Genomic DNA, 19,246 nt, shown 5'->3' on the forward strand with positions numbered 1-19,246 from the left:
CCCAACATAAAGCTATACATAGTCATATTTTTGTACAGTTTATTGCGCGTGGTTGCAGGTGCCAACGTCTCACCGTTGAGTGGCCTTTTGGCGTCAGGGGTTGATACTTCTCTGTACAGGCGGGCGTGCTTCGGGTTTCGCGCGCCGCGGGAGGTTGCAGATGAACAAGCTTTCGATTGTAGGTGCCGGCATGGTGGGCGAGGCGGCGGCTCAGATCATCGCCCGGGAAGAGTTGTGTCGCGAGTTGATGTTGATCGATGTGCAGGGCGAGTTGGCGCAGGGCAAGGCGCTGGACGTCTGGCAGGCGGCAATCGAGTCAGGGTCCGATACCCGGGTCCATGGCGGCGGCAATGCCGACATGCTGCAAGGTTCCGACCTGGTGGTAATTACCGCAGGCGTGCCGCGCAAGCCAGGCCAATCCCGTCAGGATGTGTTGAGCATCAACCTGCCCATTCTCGACAGCATCCTGCTGGATATCAGGCGCCATGCGCCGGCAGCGACGCTGTTGGTGGTGTCGAACCCGGTCGATGTGCTGACCTATCGCGCCTGGTCCCTCAGTGGGCTGGGGCGCGACAAGGTGTTCGGGCAGGCGGGTGTACTGGATACAGCGCGCATGAGATGTTTCATTGCCGAGGAGACCGGGTTTTCCGCGCGCGATATCTCGGCGCTGGTGCTCGGAGGCCATGGCGACAGCATGGTGCCGCTGATGCGCTACTGTGCGGTGGGTTCGGTGCCGTTGTCCCACTTCCTGTCCACTGAGCAGATAGAGCGCATCGTGCAGCGCACACGCCAGGGTGGCGGCGAGATTTTGGGCCTGAAGAAGCTGGGAAGCGCCTGCGACGCACCGGGCGTGGCCATTGCACAGATGGTCGATGCCATCGCCAAAGGGCGAAACCGTATTCTGCCGACGGTGGCGATCCTCGACGGCGAGTACGGCCGAAAGGGTATCGCCATGGGTGTGCCCTGCGTGCTGGCAGAGACGGGGATTGCACGGGTGATCGAACTGCCTCTGGATGCGCAGGAGCAGTGCATGTTCGATCACTCTGCCGATCAGGTGGTGCGTGATATTGCCGAGATGAACGCTCTCTGAGCAGGCGCGCGCACCTGCCGGCGGTGCTACGTTTTTTACCGAGGACTGCTCTGGGTCGAGAGCAGCCCTCCCGCGACCGGCAGCTTTCGGCTCATAATGGCGCCTTGGATTACTGACAAGGAGCGTTGAAATGCAACACCCAGGAAGACTCACACCCGGCCAGCACGAAGCCTTCATGACACGCTATGGCCCAAGCTTCGCATTGGGCACCTTGCTGTGCATGGTGGCAGCAGGGAGCGGTATTGGGTTATGGGACAGCAGCTACCTGCGCAATCTGCCGGACAGGGTGAATTACGTCCTTGCAGCCGGGCTGACGCTGTTTGCGCTGTTCTGCATGGGGCAGTTCGCGATGATCCGCGGCTTTCGCTGGGGCATCTGGCTTGTCTTGCCCAGCCTGTTAGGGCCTGCGATCACGGCGGTCAGCCTGTTTGGCACCCGCCATGCCGGTGCTCCGCAGTTGGTCATCCTGTGCCTGGCCTTGCTGGGCTTACTGGTGTTGAACAGCAAGCGGCACCGCGCCATGCGTCAGCGCTTGGTGGACTTGCGCCTGCAACGTGCCGGCGCACTGCCGCCGACCCGTGTTGATGATTTCCCGGACGGCCTCCCGCCCAAAAAGCCCTGGTTCAGTATTTCGGTACTGGTATTGGCCGTGGTCATCGTGATTGGCAAAGTTTACGTGGTGGTCGTGCGCTGACTGGGGCAAGCCTGAAGCACTTGGGCATAACCATATACCCTTTAATTCTTTGTCTCCCGCGAGCAGCTGTTTTCAACTAGCGCCTTTTTGAGCGAGCGCTGCCCGTGGAACACTGTGAAGTCGTCGTCGTCGGTCTTGGTGCAATGGGCGCCGCCACCACGTATCAGTTGGCCAAGGCGGGTGTCGATGTGGTGGGCATCGACCGCTACCAGCCACCGCACACCTTTGGTTCCAGCCACGGTGACACGCGTATCACCCGGCTGTCCGTGGGCGAGGGTGCGCAGTATGTGCCGATCGTCAAAAGGGCCCAGCAAATCTGGCGGGAACTGGAGGCGCAGTCTGGCGAATCGTTGTTCGAGCAGTCCGGTTTGCTCGCGCTGACGTCCAGCCCCGACTTCGACCCCGCCGATGAAACCGACTTCACCCTGCGCACCATCGGGTTGGCCCAGGCCTACGGCATCGAACACCAAGTCCTCGAGGCTGAACAGATCCGCCAGCGTTTCCCGCAATTCGCGCACGTACGCGATGACGCGATCGGCTACTTCGAGCCCGGTGGCGGTTTTGTGCGCCCCGAACGTTGCATCGACGTGCAGTTGCGCTTGGCCGCGGCGCACGGTGCGACTTTGCACACCGGCGAAACAGTGACGGCGATCAGCGCGGATGAGCACTGCGTCACGGTCACTACCAACCTGCGCACGGTGCAAGCCCGCAAGCTGGTGTTCAGCGCCGGTAATTGGGCTGGCGGGTTGCTGGGTGCGCCCTTCGACCGTTTGCTGAGTGTCTACCGGCAGAAACTGTTCTGGTTCGAACTTGAAAAAGATGCGGGCCTGGAGGGCGCATCGCCTACGTTCATCCTCACCCATGGGCGCGGGGACGACAAGATCAATTATGGCTTCCCCGCGCAACCCGGCGAGGGGAGCCTGAAAATTGCCACCGCCCAGTACCACACGGCCTCGCAACCCGACGTGCTGGACCGCACGGTTTCTGCGGCAGAAGCGCGCGAGATGTACGAGCAGCAAGTGCAAGGCCGCATTGCCGGGGTCACCGACAAGGTGCTCAAGTCGGCGGTTTGCGCCTACACCGTTACGCCTGATCGGCATTTCATCATCGACCAGCACCCCACGCTCAAGCACACCCTTGTGGTGTCCGCTTGCTCTGGCCACGGCTTCAAACACTCGGCTGCCTTGGGTGAAGCCTTCGCCCAATGGTGCATGCGTGGCACCACCGACCTTGACCTGTCCTCGTTCACCCTTTCACGATTCGAAGGAAAACACCTGTGAAGCGCATTGCACTTTCCCTTGCCCTGCTGGCCGCCTCAATCGGTGCTGCACAGGCCGAAACGCTCAAGATTGCCGTGGTGCCGGTGCCACACGCCGAGATCCTGGAGTTCCTCAAACCTGATCTGGCCAAGCAGGGGGTGGAGCTTGAGGTGAAGGTGTTCACCGACTACATCCAGCCGGATCGCCAGGTGGATGAGGGGCGGCTGGATGCCAACTATTTCCAGAGCAAACCCTATTACGAGGCGTACCAGAAAGATCGGCCGAGCAGCGACCAGGTACCGATCGTGGCCGTTCACATCGAGCCGTTCGGTGCGTATTCGAGCAAGGTAAAATCGGTCGCAGAACTGCAGGACGGTGCCACCGTCGCGATTCCCAACGACCCTACCAACTCCGGGCGTGCACTGCTGTTGATCGCCAAGCAGGGGCTGATCACGCTGAAGGACCCCAGCAACATCATGGCCACTGCCGCCGACATCACCAGCAACCCGAAACACCTGAAGTTCAAGGAACTCGAAGCGGCCATGCTGCCGCGCGTGCTGGGCCAGGTGGACATGGCTCTGATCAATGCCAACTACGCGCTGGAAGCCAAGCTTAAGCCGCACAAGGATGCGTTGTTCATCGAAAGCGCCGAGTCGCCTTACGCCAACTACCTGTACGTGCGCCGGGATAAAGCCAACGACCCGGCAGTGCAAAAACTCGGGGCGTTGTTGAACTCGCCGCAGGTGAAGCAGTTCATCCTTGAGCGCTATCACGGGGATGTGGTGCCAGCGTTCTGATCGGTTGAATGACAGGCACTAGAACTCCACCTTGCCCCGACCCGCCTTGACAGTGCTGCGCCTGGCTTTCCCTTCCAGGCGGCGGGTTTTCGAGCCGAGGGTCGGCTTGGTGGGGCGGCGTTTCTTCTCGGTCTTGCCGGCAGTGATGATCAACTCGGCAAGACGCGCCAGTGCATCAGTGCGGTTCTGCTCTTGGGTGCGGTACTGTTGGGCCTTGATGATCAACACGCCGTCGCCGGTGATGCGACTGTCACGCAGTGCCAGCAGCCGCTCCTTGTAAAACTCGGGCAGCGACGAGGCGGGAATGTCGAAGCGCAGGTGCACGGCGCTGGACACCTTGTTGACATTCTGCCCACCTGCGCCTTGCGCGCGGATGTAGGTCAGTTCGATGTCGGCATCTGGCAGATGCACGTTATTTGAGATGGTCAGCATCGCATGGCCCTTGTGATTGCCCCCCATTATCACAGCCTTCGCCGCTCGCGCACACGGCGTTGTGGTCCAGGGGCGACGACACACAGCCTCCGGAAGGGCAGGCGGTGTCTTGGGGTGATGCTGCGACAGCTGAAACCCAGGCTTCAGGCCGCAGGTCTCGGGCTGTGGGGGTTGATGCATGGCGGTGCGGTGCGGGCAGGGGGCGGTGAGTGCCGTTTTCGCTCTGCAGCTGTCAGGCAGTGGCCCCTGACACCACATTGACGCCTTCCAATGTTGCAAAGGAAATGTCTTTTGCGGTGAGTAGGAAATCACTCATGTAAGGCACTTCGAGCATGTCGCTGCGAACAGCCGCAAACAGCGTGGCCTGCAACCCATTCTCGCCCAGGCGCTTGGCAATGACATAGCCGCGGGCGGTGTATTCATGCACTGCCCAGTTCGGCAGGCAGCAGACGCCGCGGCCGCTGGCCACCAACTGCATCATCATGACGGTCATCTCTGCCGTGCGTACCTCGGCGGGCTCGAGGTCGGCCGGGTCGAAGAAACGGGTGAAGATGTCCAGGCGGTTGCGCTCGATCGGGTAGGTGATCAGGGTTTGGCCGGCGATGTCGGCAGGTTGCAGATACGCCTTTTCGCGCAGGGGGTGATGCTTGTCGATGGCCAGCATGGCCTCGTATCCGAACAGCGGCACATAGGTGATACCTGGCAACGTCACCGGGTCGGAGGTCACCACGAGGTCAATTTCCCCTCGTTCCAGCGCCGGCAGCGGCGCGAACGACAACCCTGAGGCCAGGTCCAGTTCAACCTCCGGCCAGGCGGCGCGAAAATCGTCTACCGAGGGCATCAGCCATTGATAGCAGCTGTGACACTCGATGGCGATGTGCAGGCGGTCGGCCGTACCGCCAGCCAGTTTGCCCAGGTTGCGTTCGGTCGTGCGAATCAGCGGCAGCACCTGGTCGGCCAGCTGCAGCAGCTTGAGGCCGGCAGTGGTGAAACGCACCGGTTTGGACTTGCGCACGAACACAGGCATGCCGATGCGGTTTTCCAGCTCGCGGAACTGGTGCGACAGCGCCGACTGGGTCAGATGCAGGCATGCAGCGGCTTCGGGCAGGCTGTCCGTTTCGCGCAAGGCATGGAGGGTGCGCAGGTGTCTCAAGTCGATCATGGGGAGAGGACAACCCTCAAGCCGCGGCATGCGCGGCGAGGTTGCACGAGTGTCCTTTGAAATACACCCACCTTAATGGGCCGAAAGTTCGCTGCGTACGATGGCTGCGCCGGCACTCAGGGCAATCAGCTTGCCTCTGGCGACGTCACGGGGCAGGGGCGCCATGCCACAGTTGGTGCAAGGGTAGAGATTGTCGGCATCCACGAATTGAAGTGCTTTTCGCAGGGTATCGGCGACTTCTTCAGGTGTTTCCACGGTATGGCTCGCCACGTCGATGGCGCCTACCATCACTTTTTTTCCGCGGATGAGTTCAAGCAGGTCCAAGGGGACATGCGAGTTGTGGCATTCCAGCGAGATGATATCGATGCTGGATTTCTGCAGTTTGGGGAAGGCCTGCTCATATTGACGCCACTCGGACCCCAGTGTCTTTTTCCAGTCGGTGTTGGCTTTGATGCCGTAGCCATAGCAAATATGCACGGCCGTTTCACACTTCAGGCCCTCGATGGCCCTTTCCAGCGTGGCAACCCCCCAGTCATTCACCTCGTCGAAGAACACATTGAAGGCGGGCTCATCGAACTGGATGATGTCAACGCCGGCAGCCTCTAGCTCACGGGCTTCTTGGTTGAGAATCTTGGCGAATTCCCACGCCAGTTTTTCGCGGCTTTTGTAGTGGCTGTCATACAGCGTGTCGATCATGGTCATGGGGCCTGGCAGCGCCCACTTGATGGGTTGCCCGGTTTGCTGGCGCAAGAACTTGGCATCTTCGACAAACACCGGCTTTTGCCGAGCCACCGCACCCACCACCGTCGGTACGCTTGCATCGTAGCGATCACGGATCCTGACTGTTTCACGTTTCTCGAAGTCAACGCCGCTCAGGTGCTCGATGAATGTCGTCACGAAGTGTTGGCGCGTTTGCTCGCCATCACTGACGATATCAATGCCTGCCTGTTGCTGTTCCTGCAGTGACAACCGCAGGGCATCCTGTTTGCCTTCGATCAATGCTTGGTCTTGCAGTTTCCAGGGTGACCAGAGTGTTTCGGGTTGAGCGAGCCAGGAGGGTTTGGGCAAACTGCCGGCAGTCGACGTGGGCAACAGCTTTTTCATGAGGGAAAACCTTGTAGTTCCAATGGGTCAGGCGGCGTAGTTGGAGGACCACTGCTCAAGCATCGCGTGGTACGGCTTGATGAAATGCTCCTCGACAAAACGGCCCTGCTCGATGGCCAGCCGGCTACGCTCCTCTCGGTCATACACAATGCGAGTCAGCGAATAATCCTCATGCTTCAGGCTGGGCTGGTAGGTTTTGCCTGCCACAGAGTTCGCGTTGTAGATTTCGGGCCGGTAGATTTTCTGAAAGGTATCCATCGTGCTGATGGTGCTGATCAGCTCGAGGTTGGTGTAGTCACCGAGCAAATCGCCAGCATGGTAGAACGCCAACGGTGCAACGCTGTTCGGCGGCATGAAGTAACGAACCTTCAGCCCCATTTTTGCGAAATAGTCATCGGTCAGCGAGTAGTCATCCTGCTGATATTCATAGCCCAGCACAGGGTGTTGGTTTTCAGTGCGGTGATAGGTCTTGCTGCTCGAAACACTCAGACAGATGACGGGCGCTTTGTCGAAGTGGTCTTTATACGTACGTGAGTTGACGAAGCGCTTGAACAACTTTCCATGCAGCTCGCCGAAATGATCGGGGGTGCTGAACCCTGGCTGATTTTTATTGTGGCCCAGCAGCAGTACGCTGAAATCGTAATCCCGCACATAGGAAGAAAAGTTATTCCCCACCATGCCCGCAATGTGCTCGCCGGTTGTGCGATCGACAATCTGTGTTTTCAGTATTTCAATCAAGGGCAGGGCGTTATCGCTGTTTTCAGCACCGATGGTCACCGCGACGGAAATAATTTGAAGTTCGACGGTGTAACGGTCACCCTTGGAGTTATCCCAATGCGCCAGGGCGTTGAATCGGTTGTTGATCATCGCCAAGGTGTTGCGCACATTTTCCTGCCGACGCGGGCCCCTCGCCAAGTTGGCGAAGTTGGTCGTGATGCGCGTATTGTCGGCGGGGCGATAGTGCTCGTCGAAGTCGATGCGCTTGAGGGAGAACGTGAAATCCATGTTCGTCATGATCGGGTGTGCCACTCAAATATTCATAGGCTCTACAAGTAAGGCCTAGTCTAGGTTGAGGGGTTACCGCAGGGAACTGAATTGATTTCACAAAACCTTTAGTCATCCTCATGATGCGAGAGGGTTATTGCGAAAGTGAGCCATCCCTTGCAGATGGCTCAGCCTTTCGACCATCGCTTATTGCTGGCGATGGTCGAAGCTGGACTTTGTTACTTGCAGCGTGCTGTCAGCAGGGCTGGGCCGCCAGGCTATTGCTGACATTGCGCCCCAGCACCAGCACCGTGGCAAAGCCGCAGCCCACCAGCGCCGTGGCCAGGCTCAACAGCACCGAGGTGCCCAGCTGGTCGACGATCTGCCCGCCGAAGAACGAACCCAGGGCAATGATCACCTGGAACATGGCGACGAACAGTGGCATGCCGCGTTCGACATCTTTGGGCGCCACCACGAACATCCAGATGCTGGCGCAGGCCGGGAAGGCGCCGAAGGCGAAGCCCCACAGGGCGATCAGCAGCGCAGCACCGGTCATGCCGGTGGCGAAGTAAGGGAACAGGGCGGTGCTGAGGGCGATCATCAGCGCGACCAGCAACAGCGTGTGCCGCACGCTGCGGTTGGCGGCAAAGCCTGCGAAGATATTGCCCATTACCCCGGCCACGCCATACAGCAACAGCAGGGAGCCAATGGTCGGCCCATCGAAGCCGGCACTCTGCTTGAAGAAGGGCGCCACATAGGTGTAAGCGGCAAAGTGCGCCAGGCCGATCAACAAGACCGCGATCAAGCCAACCCGCGCTTGTGGGTTGATGAACAAGGCCGGCAGGTCGCTGATGCGGATGGCTTTGTCCGGGTTGAGCCGCGGCAGCAGGAAGATCTGCGCCAGCAGCACCGGTACGCCCACCAGCGCGGTAACCAGGAAGGTCATGCGCCAGCCCATCAGGCCACTCAGCCAGGTGCCAACGGGCACGCCTAGCACGGTCGCCAAGGTCACACCGACCATGATGATCGAGGTGGCCTGGGCCACGCCCACGCCCTTGGGTGCCAGGCGCCCGCTGAGGGCAATGGCTGTCGCCCAGAAGCCGCCGATACTGACGCCCAGCAGTACGCGGCCGAACAGCAGCAGGCCGAAGTCGTTGGCATAGGCCACCACCGCGTTGGCGATGATCATGATCAGCGTCAGGCCGATCAGCAGGTAGCGACGGTCCAGGGCACCAATGCCCACCGACAGCAAAGGGGCGGCGAGGGCGGCCATGATCCCAGGCAAGGTCACCATCAGGCCGGCGTGGCCCGCACTGATACCGAGGTCGCTGGCGACATCATTGAGGACGCCCACGGGGAGAAACTCGCTGGTCACCAGGGCGAAGGCGCCCACGGCGACCGAGAGAATCGCCAGCCACTGCTGTTTGACGCTTTGCTGATCATGTTCTGGAAGGCCGTGAGGGGCCTGGTTGTCACTTGGCATGGTGCTGGGTTCCAAGGGGAATGTCGCCTGTTGCAGGCGAAAAAAAAAACGGGGGGATTGGCGGGGATTATAGGGGCGGGTTAACGTAATCGGGCAGGCACGCCTTTCGATAGTCATCATCAGCGTGATCGATAAGACAGCCCGGGCAGTGCGCCCGCGCTCGCATTGGAGCGGGCGTTCGGCCGTGACGGGCGAGTGAATTGAACGCCAGCACCCGGCCCGCTGGCGCCAGGTCAGAAGCTGATGGGGTATTAACGGCATCGGTGCAGGCGCCGATCTGCCAAATTGCTGGGGGCAGTCCAGAGCTGTGGGAGCGGGTTTACCCGCGAACACGGGCGAAGCCCGTGCCAAGCACCGCGTTGCCTGCTTCGCGGGTGAGCCCGCTCCCACAGCAATCGCGCAAATTTTTTGTCAGTGCCTGTCGGGATAATGGTGGGGGTACAGCACCTTGTCTTTCTCCAGTTTTTCAGCATCCCCCACGCGTTTGCGAACTTCCGCATAAAACTGCTGGCTCTGGTTCTGGAACCTGACGTAGTCCCGGGTGCACACCTTGAGCGCGCAGCTGAGTTGTTCTCCGGTCAGGCCTTCGGCGCGCTTTTGTGAGGCGAGATACGCCTGCCAGCTGTTTTCCACCTGCAGCAGCCCCTGTGCGAACACTGTTGTCTCGATTGTCGCCATTGTGCTGCACCCTCGTTGAGCCGCCCGAGCGGCAAATGAGCCATCGAAGTACCGAGCGTAGTCTGTTTTGGCTGGCACGCCTGGGCGGGCTGCTAGACGGGTGGCAGGTAGGGCAGCAGGCGTTCGGTTTCTTTCTTCACCACCGCGTAGCATTCGCAACTGAGCTGTTCCAGGCGTGTTCGGTCGAGCACCCGAATATGGCCGCGGTTGTATTCGATTACCCCCAGCCGCTGCAGTTTGCCGGCGGCATCGGTCACGCCTTCACGGCGTACGCCGAGCATGTTGGCAATCAGCTCCTGGGTCATGCGCAACTGGTCACCCGGCAAGCGATCGAGTGACAGCAGCAGCCAGCGGCACAGTTGCTGGTCGATGGCGTGGTGCCGGTTGCAGACTGCCGTCTGCGCCATCTGGGTGATCAGTGCCTGGGTATAGCGCAGCATCAGCATCATCAGCTCGCCATGGCGGTTGAATTCGTCCTTCAGCCGCTGGCCTTCCAGGCGATAGCCGTGCCCTGCGCTTTGCACGATCGCGCGGCTGGGCGTGCTTTCACCGCCCATGAACACCGCGATGCCGACCAGCCCTTCATTGCCCACCACGGAGATTTCGGCCGAGGCGCCGTTCTCCATCACATACAGCAGCGAGACGATCGCGTCGGCTGGGAAATAGACATGGCGCAAGGTGTCGCCGGACTCGTACAGTGATTTGCCCAGCGGCAGGCTGACGCGCTCCAGGTGCGGTTCGAGGCGGTTGTAAGTCTGCGCCGACAATGCCGCCAGCAGGTAATTCTGTTTGGGGGTGGACACCGGTTGCATGCTTGTGACCGTCGAGTGTAGCGGCTGTGGCAACAAGACTAGACCAGGTGCAGCTCAGTTCATGGGCAAGGGCGACGGTTGGCACTGGGCGATCACGTGGTGCAGCACGCCGTCATCCTTCAAGGGCAGCGTGGCCTGGTCGAGCAACTGGCCGTCCAGGCTCAGGGTCAACTCGGCGTTGGCACCATTGCGCACGTCGATACGGTAGTGGGTACTGCCAAATCGATAGTGCAGCGTGTAGCCGGGCCAATCGGCCGGCAGCAGCGGCTGTATGCGCAAGGTATCACCGCAGCGTTGCAGGCCCAGCAGGCTCTCGACGATGAACCGGTACATCCAGCCCGCCGAGCCGGTGTACCAGCTCCAACCGCCGCGGCCGACATGGGGCGCCAAGGCGTAGACATCGGCGGCCATGACATAGGGTTCGACCTTGTAGGTGTCGATCAGCTCATCACTGCCCTGGCGCACCGGGTTGATCAGGCGCAGCAGTTCCCAAGCCTTGGCGGCATTGCCCAATTGCGCATAGGCCATGCCGGCCCAGATCGCCGCATGGGTGTATTGCCCGCCATTCTCACGCACCCCGGGCAGGTAGCCTTTGATGTAGCCAGGGTCGAGGTTGCCGCGGTCGAAGGGCGGGTCGAGCAGTTTGACCACACCGAGGTCGCGGCGCACCAGATGGTGCTCGATGGCGGTCATGGCGGTGCGGGCGCGCTCGGCCGGGGCGACCCCGGAAAGCACCGCCCAGCTTTGCGTCAGCGAGTCGATCCGGCATTCCTGGTTGCTCGCCGACCCCAGCACCTGGCCATCGTCGAACCATGCCCGGCAGTACCAGTCACCGTCCCAGGCGTGCTGCTCGAGGTTTGCCGCCAGGGCGGCGGCCTGCGTTGTGCAGTGCACGGCAAAGCTGCTGTCGCCATGGCGCAGGGCGAGGCTGCTGAACGCGCGCAGCACCTCATGCCCGAAGAAGCCCAGCCACACGCTTTCGCCCCGGCCTTGTTCGCCAACGCGGTTCATGCCGTCATTCCAGTCACCGCTGCCCATCAGCGGCAGGCCGTGAACCCCGCATTGCAGGGCATGGTCCAGGGCGCGCCGGCAATGCTGGTACAGGCTCTCGACCAGGCGCGAATGGGCGGGCAGGTCGTAATAAGACTCTTCACCGGCATTCAGTGCACGCCCTTCCAGGTAGCCGACCGGTTCGTCCAATACCGCGTAGTCGCCGGTGATCACCACGTAGCGGCTGGTCGCCAGCGGCAGCCAGAGCATGTCGTCCGAGCAGCGGGTGCGTACCCCGCGCTGCATCGGTGGGTGCCACCAGTGCTGCACATCGCCTTCGACATACTGATGTGCAGCACACGTAAGCAAGTGCTGACGCGCCGCTGTTGGCGCCGCGTGGAGCATGGCCATGCTGTCCTGCAACTGGTCGCGAAAACCGAATGCGCCACCTGACTGGTAAAAACCGCTGCGCGCCCAGAAGCGGCAGGCAATCACCTGGTACATCAACCAGCCATTGGCCAGGACATCCAGCGCAGGTTCAGGGGTTTCGATCTGCACGGTACCGAGCGTTTCGCGCCAATAGCGCTGGACCTTGTCGAATTCGTCCATGGCCACGCGTAGCCCGCGGTGCTGCTGCACACAGCGGCTGGCGGCCTTGGCGTCGCGCTCGGCGCCAAGGCGGAACACCACTTCAAGCCGTTCGCCAGCCGCCAGCAGCAGGCCGACCTGCAACGCGGCACACGGGTCCAGCCCGCCGCCCGTGCGCCCGGACAACCGTCCTTGGCGCATGCCGGCCGGTGCCTGGGTATCACCGTTGCGCCCAAGGAATTCACTGCGATCACAGGTGATGCCTTGCGACGGCAGGTCGCAATCGAGAAACGCCACATGCCCGGAAAACTCGATGTTGTAGGCGTTACGGGCGAACAAGGCGCCGCTGACCGGGTCGGTCTCGCTGACCACGTGCAGCGCCGACTTGCTGCGCAGGTCGCCCAGCACCCATTCCACGAAGCAGGTCACCGACAACCGTCGTGCCCGGTCCGAGCGGTTGTAAAGCTTGAGCCGGCTGAACTTGACCGGCGCATCCAGCGCGGCATGTACACACAGCTCACTGTCCAGGCCGTCATCGGCGTACTCGAACACGCTGTAGCCAAAGCCATGCCGGGTGCGGTATCGGCCAGGGCCCGGGCAGGGCTGCGGGGTTGGCGACCAGTACTGGCCGCTGTCCTCGTCGCGCAGGTAGAAGGCTTCCCCGCCAGGGTCGGCGACCGGGTCGTTGTGCCAGGGCGTCAACCGGTATTCGTGGGCGTTCTCGCACCAGGTATAGGCACTGCCAGCCTCCGATATCACGCTGCCGAACCGCGGGTTGGCCAGCACATTGACCCACGGCAGCGGTGGCGGCGCCCCGGGTATGTGAGCAATGACGTACTCGCGGCCATCGGCGCTGAAGCCGCCGTAGCGGTTGGCAAGCAGCAGCGCAGGGGCGTCTGGCAGGGGCGGGTTGGCGGGCACGGGCTGGTTGTAGGCCCGAGTAGGCTCGAAGGCGGCTGGCACCGGCGCAGGGCGGCGGTGATGCAGCTGCTCGGCCAGCGTGCCCTGGCTGTCGCTGAGTACCAGCCTGGCCACCGACAGCGTCAGCACCCGGTCTTCTTCGGACAGCTGCTGCGCAGGGCGCACGAAGATGCCCCCGGGCCGGTCGAGCAGTGCGGCTTCGCTGCCGGAGGTGACGATACCAACGATCATTTCCTGCAACTGCTGTCGATAGCCTGCCTGGTCTTCGTTCCAGATCACCAGGTCCAGTGCCAGGCCTTTCAGTCGCCAGTAGGTATGGGCCAGCACCATTTGCCTGACCAGCTGGATATTGGCGAGGTCGCCAATCTGCACCAGCACGATCGGCAGGTCCCCCGACAGCCCCTGGCCCCACAGCCCGGACTGGCTGCGCCGGTTGCTCGCCAGCAAAGGGCCGCCGGCACGCAGCGCCGCATTGGGGTAGATGATCGACGCGGCCATCTGCTCGAACAGGCGGGCATCGGCCAGCGAACCGTTGAGCTGGCGCAACAGCACCTGGCTGTGTGGCCAGGCGAGGTCGAACACCCGGTCGGCCAGGTGGCGGTCGCGGTATTTGGCCACCTGTTGCAGGCACGCGTCGCGGCTGTCGGCCACGCCGCTGACCAGGTCGACCGTGGCGGCCTGGCCTGCTTCCAGGGTGATGCGGCAGCGGATTGCGACGATCGGGTCGAGCACCGGCCCCGCGCTGCCGGACAGCGTCGCGGTGTGCCGGTCCAACGCCGCAGGGGCCCGCAGCGTGCGGCCGCGGCCGATGAAGCGCGCCCTGTCGGTCTCATAGGAAATGGCATCGATATCGACCCCATGCACCGCCATTACATGGCACATCCACGGCGTGGCATCGAGCAACGAGCGTGGCCGCCGGGTGCACAGGATGGCCTGCAGCGGGCGGATCAGTTCGGTCTGCACGAACAGCTTGCTGAAGGCCGGGTGCAGCGCATCGCTCAGCGCCGGCGCAAGCACCACTTCGGCGTAGCTGGTCAGCTCCAGTGTACGGCGCTGGTCGCCATGGTTGGTCAGGTGCAGGCGCCGCAGTTCGATGTCGTCTTCCGGGGACACGGCGATCTCGGTGTGGCAATCGAAGTCCCGTTCACGTACGCGAAATTCCGCCCGGCCATCGCTGAAAATCGCCTCCTGGTTGTGTGTGCGGTGCTGCGTCGGCTGGTAGGTCGTGGACCAGTACGCACCGCTGGCGACGTCGCGCAGGTAGCAGAAGCTACCCAGGTCGTCGCGCGTGGCGTCTTCCCGCCAACGGGTGACCGCCAGGTTGTCATGGTGGCTGTAGCCACTGCCCACGTGGTTGACCATGACGTGGTAATGGCCATTGGAGAGCAGCTGCACGGCGGGGTGGCGCCGGTTGGGCTCGGTGAACACGCGCAGCCGCGTTTCACCGCCCTGGCTTCCACCTTCCGCGGCCGGGGATTGAAGGGTATGCAGGTACGGAGCGGCAGTTTTCGGTACGCGTTCCTGTAGCAACAGCATGCTGGCCTGGAACTGTGGGTCCGAGGCAAAGCGCCGTTGCATGGGGTTGTCCAGCAGCACGGCGGTGAGGGCAAGAAAACTCATGCCCTGGTGATGCGCCATGAACGAGCGAATGACCACCGCTTCCTGCCCCGGCGGCAGCCGTGCCTCGCTGTAATCCACGGCCTCGTACAACCCGAAGCGGCCCGCCACGCCGAGCGCGCTCAGGCGTTGCAGGTTATGGCAGGCGGCGCTGGGGGCCACCATCAGGGCCAGTGCGCTGGCGTAGGGCGCCACCACACGCTCTTCGCCCAGGCCGCGCTTGAGGCCCAGGCCTGGAACGCCGAACGCCCGGTACTGGTAGTTGAAGTGGGTGTCCAGCGCGTTGTAGGCCGACTCCGAAACGCCCCACGGGATGCCCAGCAGGTGGCCATGTTCGATCTGCCGGCTGACGGCGGCCTGGCAGGTCTGGTCGAGCAAGGTACCCTCATAGTTGGGCATGACCAGCAGCGGCATCAGGTACTCGAACATCGAGCCGGACCAGGACAGCAGCACTGGCACCCCGGCATTGCTGGTGAGCAGCCGGCCCAGCGCGAACCAGCTGGCCTGGGGCGCCTGGCCCTGGGCGATGAGCACGAAATTGGTCAGGCGCATCTCCGACGCGAGCAGGTCGTAGAAGGCGGCATCCAGGCGATGCTCGTCGACGTTGTAGCCGATCGCGAAGAGGTCGCGGTGGCTGTCGTAAAGGAAGCTGAAGTCCATGTCGGCCAGGGCACTGATGCGCGTTGCCAGCCGTTGCGCCTGGTCGATACGCTGGTGGGCGAGGGTACGGACCTTGGCCACTGCAGCCTGATCGGCGGGTGGCCACCGGTCAAGTTCCAGCTGTGCCAGTTGTCGCCAGCTCGGCGCCTTCTGCAGCGCCAGGTCACCCCCAGCAGGCAGGCGCAAGGCCTGCAATTCGCTGGCCAGGTCCAGGCACTGGCGCAGTATCGCTTGCAGCCAGAACACGCATTCGTCTGCCTCCGCGCCCTCGGGTGCCAGCGGTGCGTACTTGCCGAGCAAGCCCTGCAACTGACCGGCAAGCAATGCCATCAGCGCGGCGGGTGGCGCCTGCGCTCGCGCATGGGCTTGCCCTACTTCGTGGTGCAGCGCCTGTATTTCACCGACCTCCCGGCCGGCCTGGGTAAATGCTTCGAGCAGGATGTCGAGGGTATCCAGCAGCCCTTGGGTCACACGCCTGTCGTGCACCGGGGTATCGGCCATCGCCAACAGCCCGGGCCTCAACGTCAGCAGCAGCGCGGCCAGGTTGCCGCTGTCCACGGAGGACACATACAGCGGCGGCAGCGGCTTGAGGGTCTGGGTGTCGTACCAGTTGTAGAAGTGCCCCTTGTACCGCTCCAGGCAATCCAGGCTGTCGAACACGTTGCCCAGGCGCTCGAACAGGCGGCCGGCAGACAGGTAGCCGAAATCATGGGCCGCCAGGTGCGCAAGCACGGCCATGCCGATGTTGGTGGGCGAGGTGCGATGGGCGAAGTTGGGGAAGGGCGGCTCCTGCAGGTTGTCGGGTGGCAGCCAGTTGTCGCCAGGGCCGACATGCCGCTCGAAGAACGCCCAGTTGCGCCGGGCCAGCCGATGCAGGAAGCGCAGGTCGCCTGCGGAGGGCGCGAACACGCTGCGCACCTGCGCGCGGCTGAGCCACCAGGCCAATGCTGGGCCGAGCAGCCAGAGCGCGAGGATTGGCGAGGCCAGCAGCAGGGTACTCGGCCGCATCGACAGCGCGCCGGCCAGGGCCAGCGCCAGTGCAGGTTGCAGCCATTGCTCGCGATAGACCGCCTGCAGGGTATCGGCGCTGGTGCGTTCTTCAGCTTGCGAGGGGTTCCATTGCAGCAAGCGGCGTTTGCTGACGGCCAGCCGCCACACGGTGCGGGTGATGGCGTCCAGGCTGTAGCTGGCCTCGAAAGGCAACCAGGCCAGCAGCAACCCGGCGCGTACGAAGTAGATGCCCGACGTATGCAGGGCTGCAAGCAGGTGTTCGGAAAACGCCACGTCGGTGGTCTTGTGCAGCAGCTCCAGCAGTGCATCCAGCAGCGGGCGCACCAGCAGCAACCCCAGCAGTGCAAGGGTCCATATCAGCGGCGAGGCGCTCGCGAGCCAGCCCCACAGCAATACCGTGAGCAGGGCAGCGGGCTCTAGGCTGCGCCGCAGGTTGTCGAAGATTTTCCAGCGCGACAATGCGCTCAGCGGGCTCTGCACGCCACTGCGGCGGCGCTGCAAAAGCCACGGCAGCAGTTGCCAGTCGCCGCGGATCCAGCGGTGGCGCCGCTTGGCATCGGCGCTGTAGCGCGCAGGGTAACCCTCGAACAGCTGCACATCGCTGAGCAGGCCGGAGTGGGCATAGCAGCCCTCGATCAGGTCATGGCTGAGCACGCGGTTGTCGGCAAAGCGCCCCTCCAGCGCCTGCTCGAAGGCATCCACCGCGTAGATGCCTTTGCCGATGAACGAGCCACTGAGGAACAGGTCCTGATAAACATCCGAAACGGCCTGGGTGTAGGGGTCGACCCCCGCATCGGCGGCGAACAGGCGGGCATAGGCCGAGCGCGACACACTGGGCAGGCTGATGCCTACCCGCGGTTGCAGTATCGCGTAACCTGACAGAAGGCGGCCGGTGCGGGGGTCGAAGCGTGGGCGGTTCAGCGGATGTTGCATGGCGCCGACAAACTTCTGCGCCGCATCGCGCGGCAGCAGGGTGTCGGTGTCGAGGGTGATGACATAACGCACAGTGCCCAGCGTGTGCACATCGCCGACGCCGCGCATGAAACAGTCCGCGCCGTGCCCGCGCAGCAGGGCATTGAGCTCGGCGAGCTTGCCGCGCTTGCGTTCACGGCCCATCCAGCAGCGCTCGGTCGCGTTCCAGACCCTGGGCCGGTGGAACAGGAAAAAGCGCGCGCAGCCCGGGCTCGGGTACTTGCCGTTCAGGGCCTGGATGCCGTCGCGGGCGAGGTCGAGCAGGGCCTGGTCGTCGGGGCATGTCTGTTGCTGGGCATCGATGAAATCACTCAACAGCGCGAAATGCAGGTGCTCATCCCGGTTGGCCAGAAAGCGCACCTCAAGGCCTTCGACCAGCGCCTCGACATCGCTGGCGCTGCCCAGCATGCAGGGCACCACCACCAGCGTGAGGGCATCGCCTGGAATGCCATCCTTGTAGTCCAGGCGTGGCAGGAACGACGGTTTCACCGTCAGCGTGACCAGCCAGTTCACCAGGCCAATGGCCAGGCGGCTGGTGGCCAGCAATACCGGGATGGCCATGCCCGCCGCGAGCCACAGGGGCCAGCCTTCACCGACAATCGCGCCGATGAAGCCCCAACCCAGCAGCCCCGACAGCAGCGCCACCGGCACCAGGTAGAACGCCAGCGGCGCGCGGTGCAACAGGCGCTGCCAGCGCTCGGCCAGTGCAACCCGCGCGCCAAGCCGGCGTTCGAGCACGGGCAGGCCGTCACCTGCCAGGTAGTAGCCGACATGCCCGGCCTGTTCCTCCGGCCCGCCGCCAGCGGCCTGGGCAAGCTCGATGGCCTGGCGCGCGACCTGCTCTTCCCGAAATGCACTGTGCCGCGCCAGGCGCTCGACGATGTGCCGGTAGTGGTCGCGGCTGGCGAAGTCCATGGCCGGGTAGACGGTGGCCGGGTCCTGGCAGAGGGTTTGCTCGACCTGGCTCAGGTGCTCGACGAACAACCGCCAGTCGATGGTCGACAGCAGGCGCAGGCTGCCGATGCTGTTACTGATGGACAACTGGTCGATGGCCTGCTGTTGCGCATCGAGCTGCACACTGCGTTCGATGCTCAGCGCCGACTCGCTGAGCACCTGTTCGATCCACGCCAGTGGCTGAGTCAAGGTGCTGCTGTGGCCTTGCAGGCGCCTGGCCAGTTCGGCGACGAAGGCCGCGGTCATCGGCGGCTTAGAACGGGCCATGTCGGCCACCACCAGCACCACGCTCTTGGCGTCACGCTCGGCGGTTTCGCTCAGCGTGTCGGCCCAGCCGTTGGCCAAGTCACGGTCAGCCCAGTTGGCCATGACCCGGGCCGCCACCCGGCGCAGGTTTTCGATCAGCGCCAGGCGCAGCATGATCGGGATCGCCCAGAGCTCGCCGAGGGTCAGTGTGGCGGCCTGCTGATACGTCTCGACGAAGCAGCTGAGGCTTTCTGCGTCGACCCGGCCATCACCGTGGGAGATGGTTTCCAGCGCAATGTCATAAACCCTCGGCAAGCCGCTCGACGGCCCATTGTCGAGCCGCGGCAGTTGCAGGCTGTAATCGGATGGCAAATGCCGCTTGGCGATACGGATATGAGTTTCGACCAGGTAGAAATTGTCGAGCAACCATTGCGCGGCCGGCAATGCTGGGCGTGAGCCGGGCAGGCTGGCGGCCAGTGCAGAGCAGCTGGTGTAGAGCATGCGCTCGTTATCGGCCAGGCGGTCGAGCAGCGCGTCGTCGGCCGGCAGTTGGCTCAACCGATGCTGGCTGGCCAGCCAGGTGCCGTGGTCGGCCAGCTGCTTTGCGCTGTAGAGCTCCGAGCGCAGCAGGCTCTCGTAGGTGAACGTGTGCCGCGGCGTGCGCCAGCGCCGGGCACGGCTGGCCAGGCGTTGAAGGTAGGCGAGTGGGCGAAACCAAGGGGTGTCCATGGGGTTCGGGGTTGCCGTGGGCTGGCCGGTCAGGCCCTCAGTCTGCGCGGCGGGCACCTGGCG

Annotated in this window: 12 protein-coding genes; 4 read left to right on the forward strand and 8 right to left on the reverse strand. The window is 63.1% G+C overall.

The annotated features are described in order from the left end of the window. Nucleotides 1–160: 160 nt before the first annotated feature. The 4 genes from ACIPIJ_RS08915 (at nt 161) to ACIPIJ_RS08930 (ending at nt 3,840) form a co-directional block, all read left to right on the forward strand. Nucleotides 161–1,090: a malate dehydrogenase gene (locus ACIPIJ_RS08915; RefSeq protein WP_401075077.1), complete on the forward strand. Its 930-nt coding sequence runs from the start codon at nt 161–163 to the stop codon at nt 1,088–1,090. Between the two features lie 130 nt (nt 1,091–1,220). Further along, complete coding sequence (locus tag ACIPIJ_RS08920; RefSeq protein WP_401075080.1) at nt 1,221–1,784, forward strand: hypothetical protein; 564 nt, start codon at nt 1,221–1,223, stop codon at nt 1,782–1,784. A gap of 104 nt (nt 1,785–1,888) precedes the next feature. After that, a complete protein-coding gene (gene solA / locus ACIPIJ_RS08925) occupies nt 1,889–3,064 on the forward strand; it encodes an N-methyl-L-tryptophan oxidase (RefSeq protein ID WP_401075082.1) in 1,176 nt (391 codons plus the stop codon). Further along, nucleotides 3,061–3,840 carry a MetQ/NlpA family ABC transporter substrate-binding protein gene (locus ACIPIJ_RS08930; protein WP_401075085.1) on the forward strand — a complete coding sequence of 260 codons (780 nt, stop codon included), beginning with the start codon at nt 3,061–3,063 and terminating at the stop codon, nt 3,838–3,840. The genes solA and ACIPIJ_RS08930 overlap by 4 nt, the downstream gene beginning before the upstream one ends. 18 nt (nt 3,841–3,858) lie before the next feature. Here ACIPIJ_RS08930 and arfB read toward each other — a convergent pair whose 3' ends face one another. From arfB to ACIPIJ_RS08970, 8 genes are all read right to left on the reverse strand, one after another. Then, entirely contained in the window at nt 3,859–4,272 is a 414-nt protein-coding gene (gene arfB, locus ACIPIJ_RS08935) for an alternative ribosome rescue aminoacyl-tRNA hydrolase ArfB (protein WP_401075087.1), read from the reverse strand. Between the two features lie 232 nt (nt 4,273–4,504). Further along, the gene (locus tag ACIPIJ_RS08940) at nt 4,505–5,434 is read right to left on the reverse strand and encodes a LysR substrate-binding domain-containing protein (RefSeq protein ID WP_401075090.1); all 930 of its coding nucleotides are present in this window, start codon (nt 5,432–5,434) and stop codon (nt 4,505–4,507) included. Between the two features lie 72 nt (nt 5,435–5,506). Continuing rightward, on the reverse strand, nt 5,507–6,538 hold the full coding sequence (locus ACIPIJ_RS08945) for a methionine synthase (RefSeq protein ID WP_401075093.1): 1,032 nt from the start codon (nt 6,536–6,538) through the stop codon (nt 5,507–5,509). A gap of 27 nt (nt 6,539–6,565) precedes the next feature. After that, on the reverse strand, nt 6,566–7,552 hold the full coding sequence (locus ACIPIJ_RS08950) for a DUF1852 domain-containing protein (RefSeq protein ID WP_401075739.1): 987 nt from the start codon (nt 7,550–7,552) through the stop codon (nt 6,566–6,568). A 226-nt stretch (nt 7,553–7,778) separates the two neighbouring features. Further along, complete coding sequence (locus ACIPIJ_RS08955) at nt 7,779–9,005, reverse strand: MFS transporter (RefSeq protein ID WP_401075096.1); 1,227 nt, start codon at nt 9,003–9,005, stop codon at nt 7,779–7,781. A gap of 411 nt (nt 9,006–9,416) precedes the next feature. Beyond that, nucleotides 9,417–9,683 carry a hypothetical protein gene (locus tag ACIPIJ_RS08960; protein WP_401075099.1) on the reverse strand — a complete coding sequence of 89 codons (267 nt, stop codon included), beginning with the start codon at nt 9,681–9,683 and terminating at the stop codon, nt 9,417–9,419. Nucleotides 9,684–9,775: 92 nt separating this feature from the next. Beyond that, nucleotides 9,776–10,495 (reverse strand): Crp/Fnr family transcriptional regulator, encoded by a 720-nt coding sequence (locus ACIPIJ_RS08965; RefSeq protein WP_401075101.1) that lies wholly within the window; start codon nt 10,493–10,495, stop codon nt 9,776–9,778. Nucleotides 10,496–10,549: 54 nt separating this feature from the next. Further along, nucleotides 10,550–19,183 carry a GH36-type glycosyl hydrolase domain-containing protein gene (locus ACIPIJ_RS08970; protein WP_401075104.1) on the reverse strand — a complete coding sequence of 2,878 codons (8,634 nt, stop codon included), beginning with the start codon at nt 19,181–19,183 and terminating at the stop codon, nt 10,550–10,552. Nucleotides 19,184–19,246: the final 63 nt, after the last annotated feature.

It is taken from the genome of Pseudomonas sp. NPDC087185, assembly GCF_044744955.1.
Taxonomy (GTDB): domain Bacteria; phylum Pseudomonadota; class Gammaproteobacteria; order Pseudomonadales; family Pseudomonadaceae; genus Aquipseudomonas.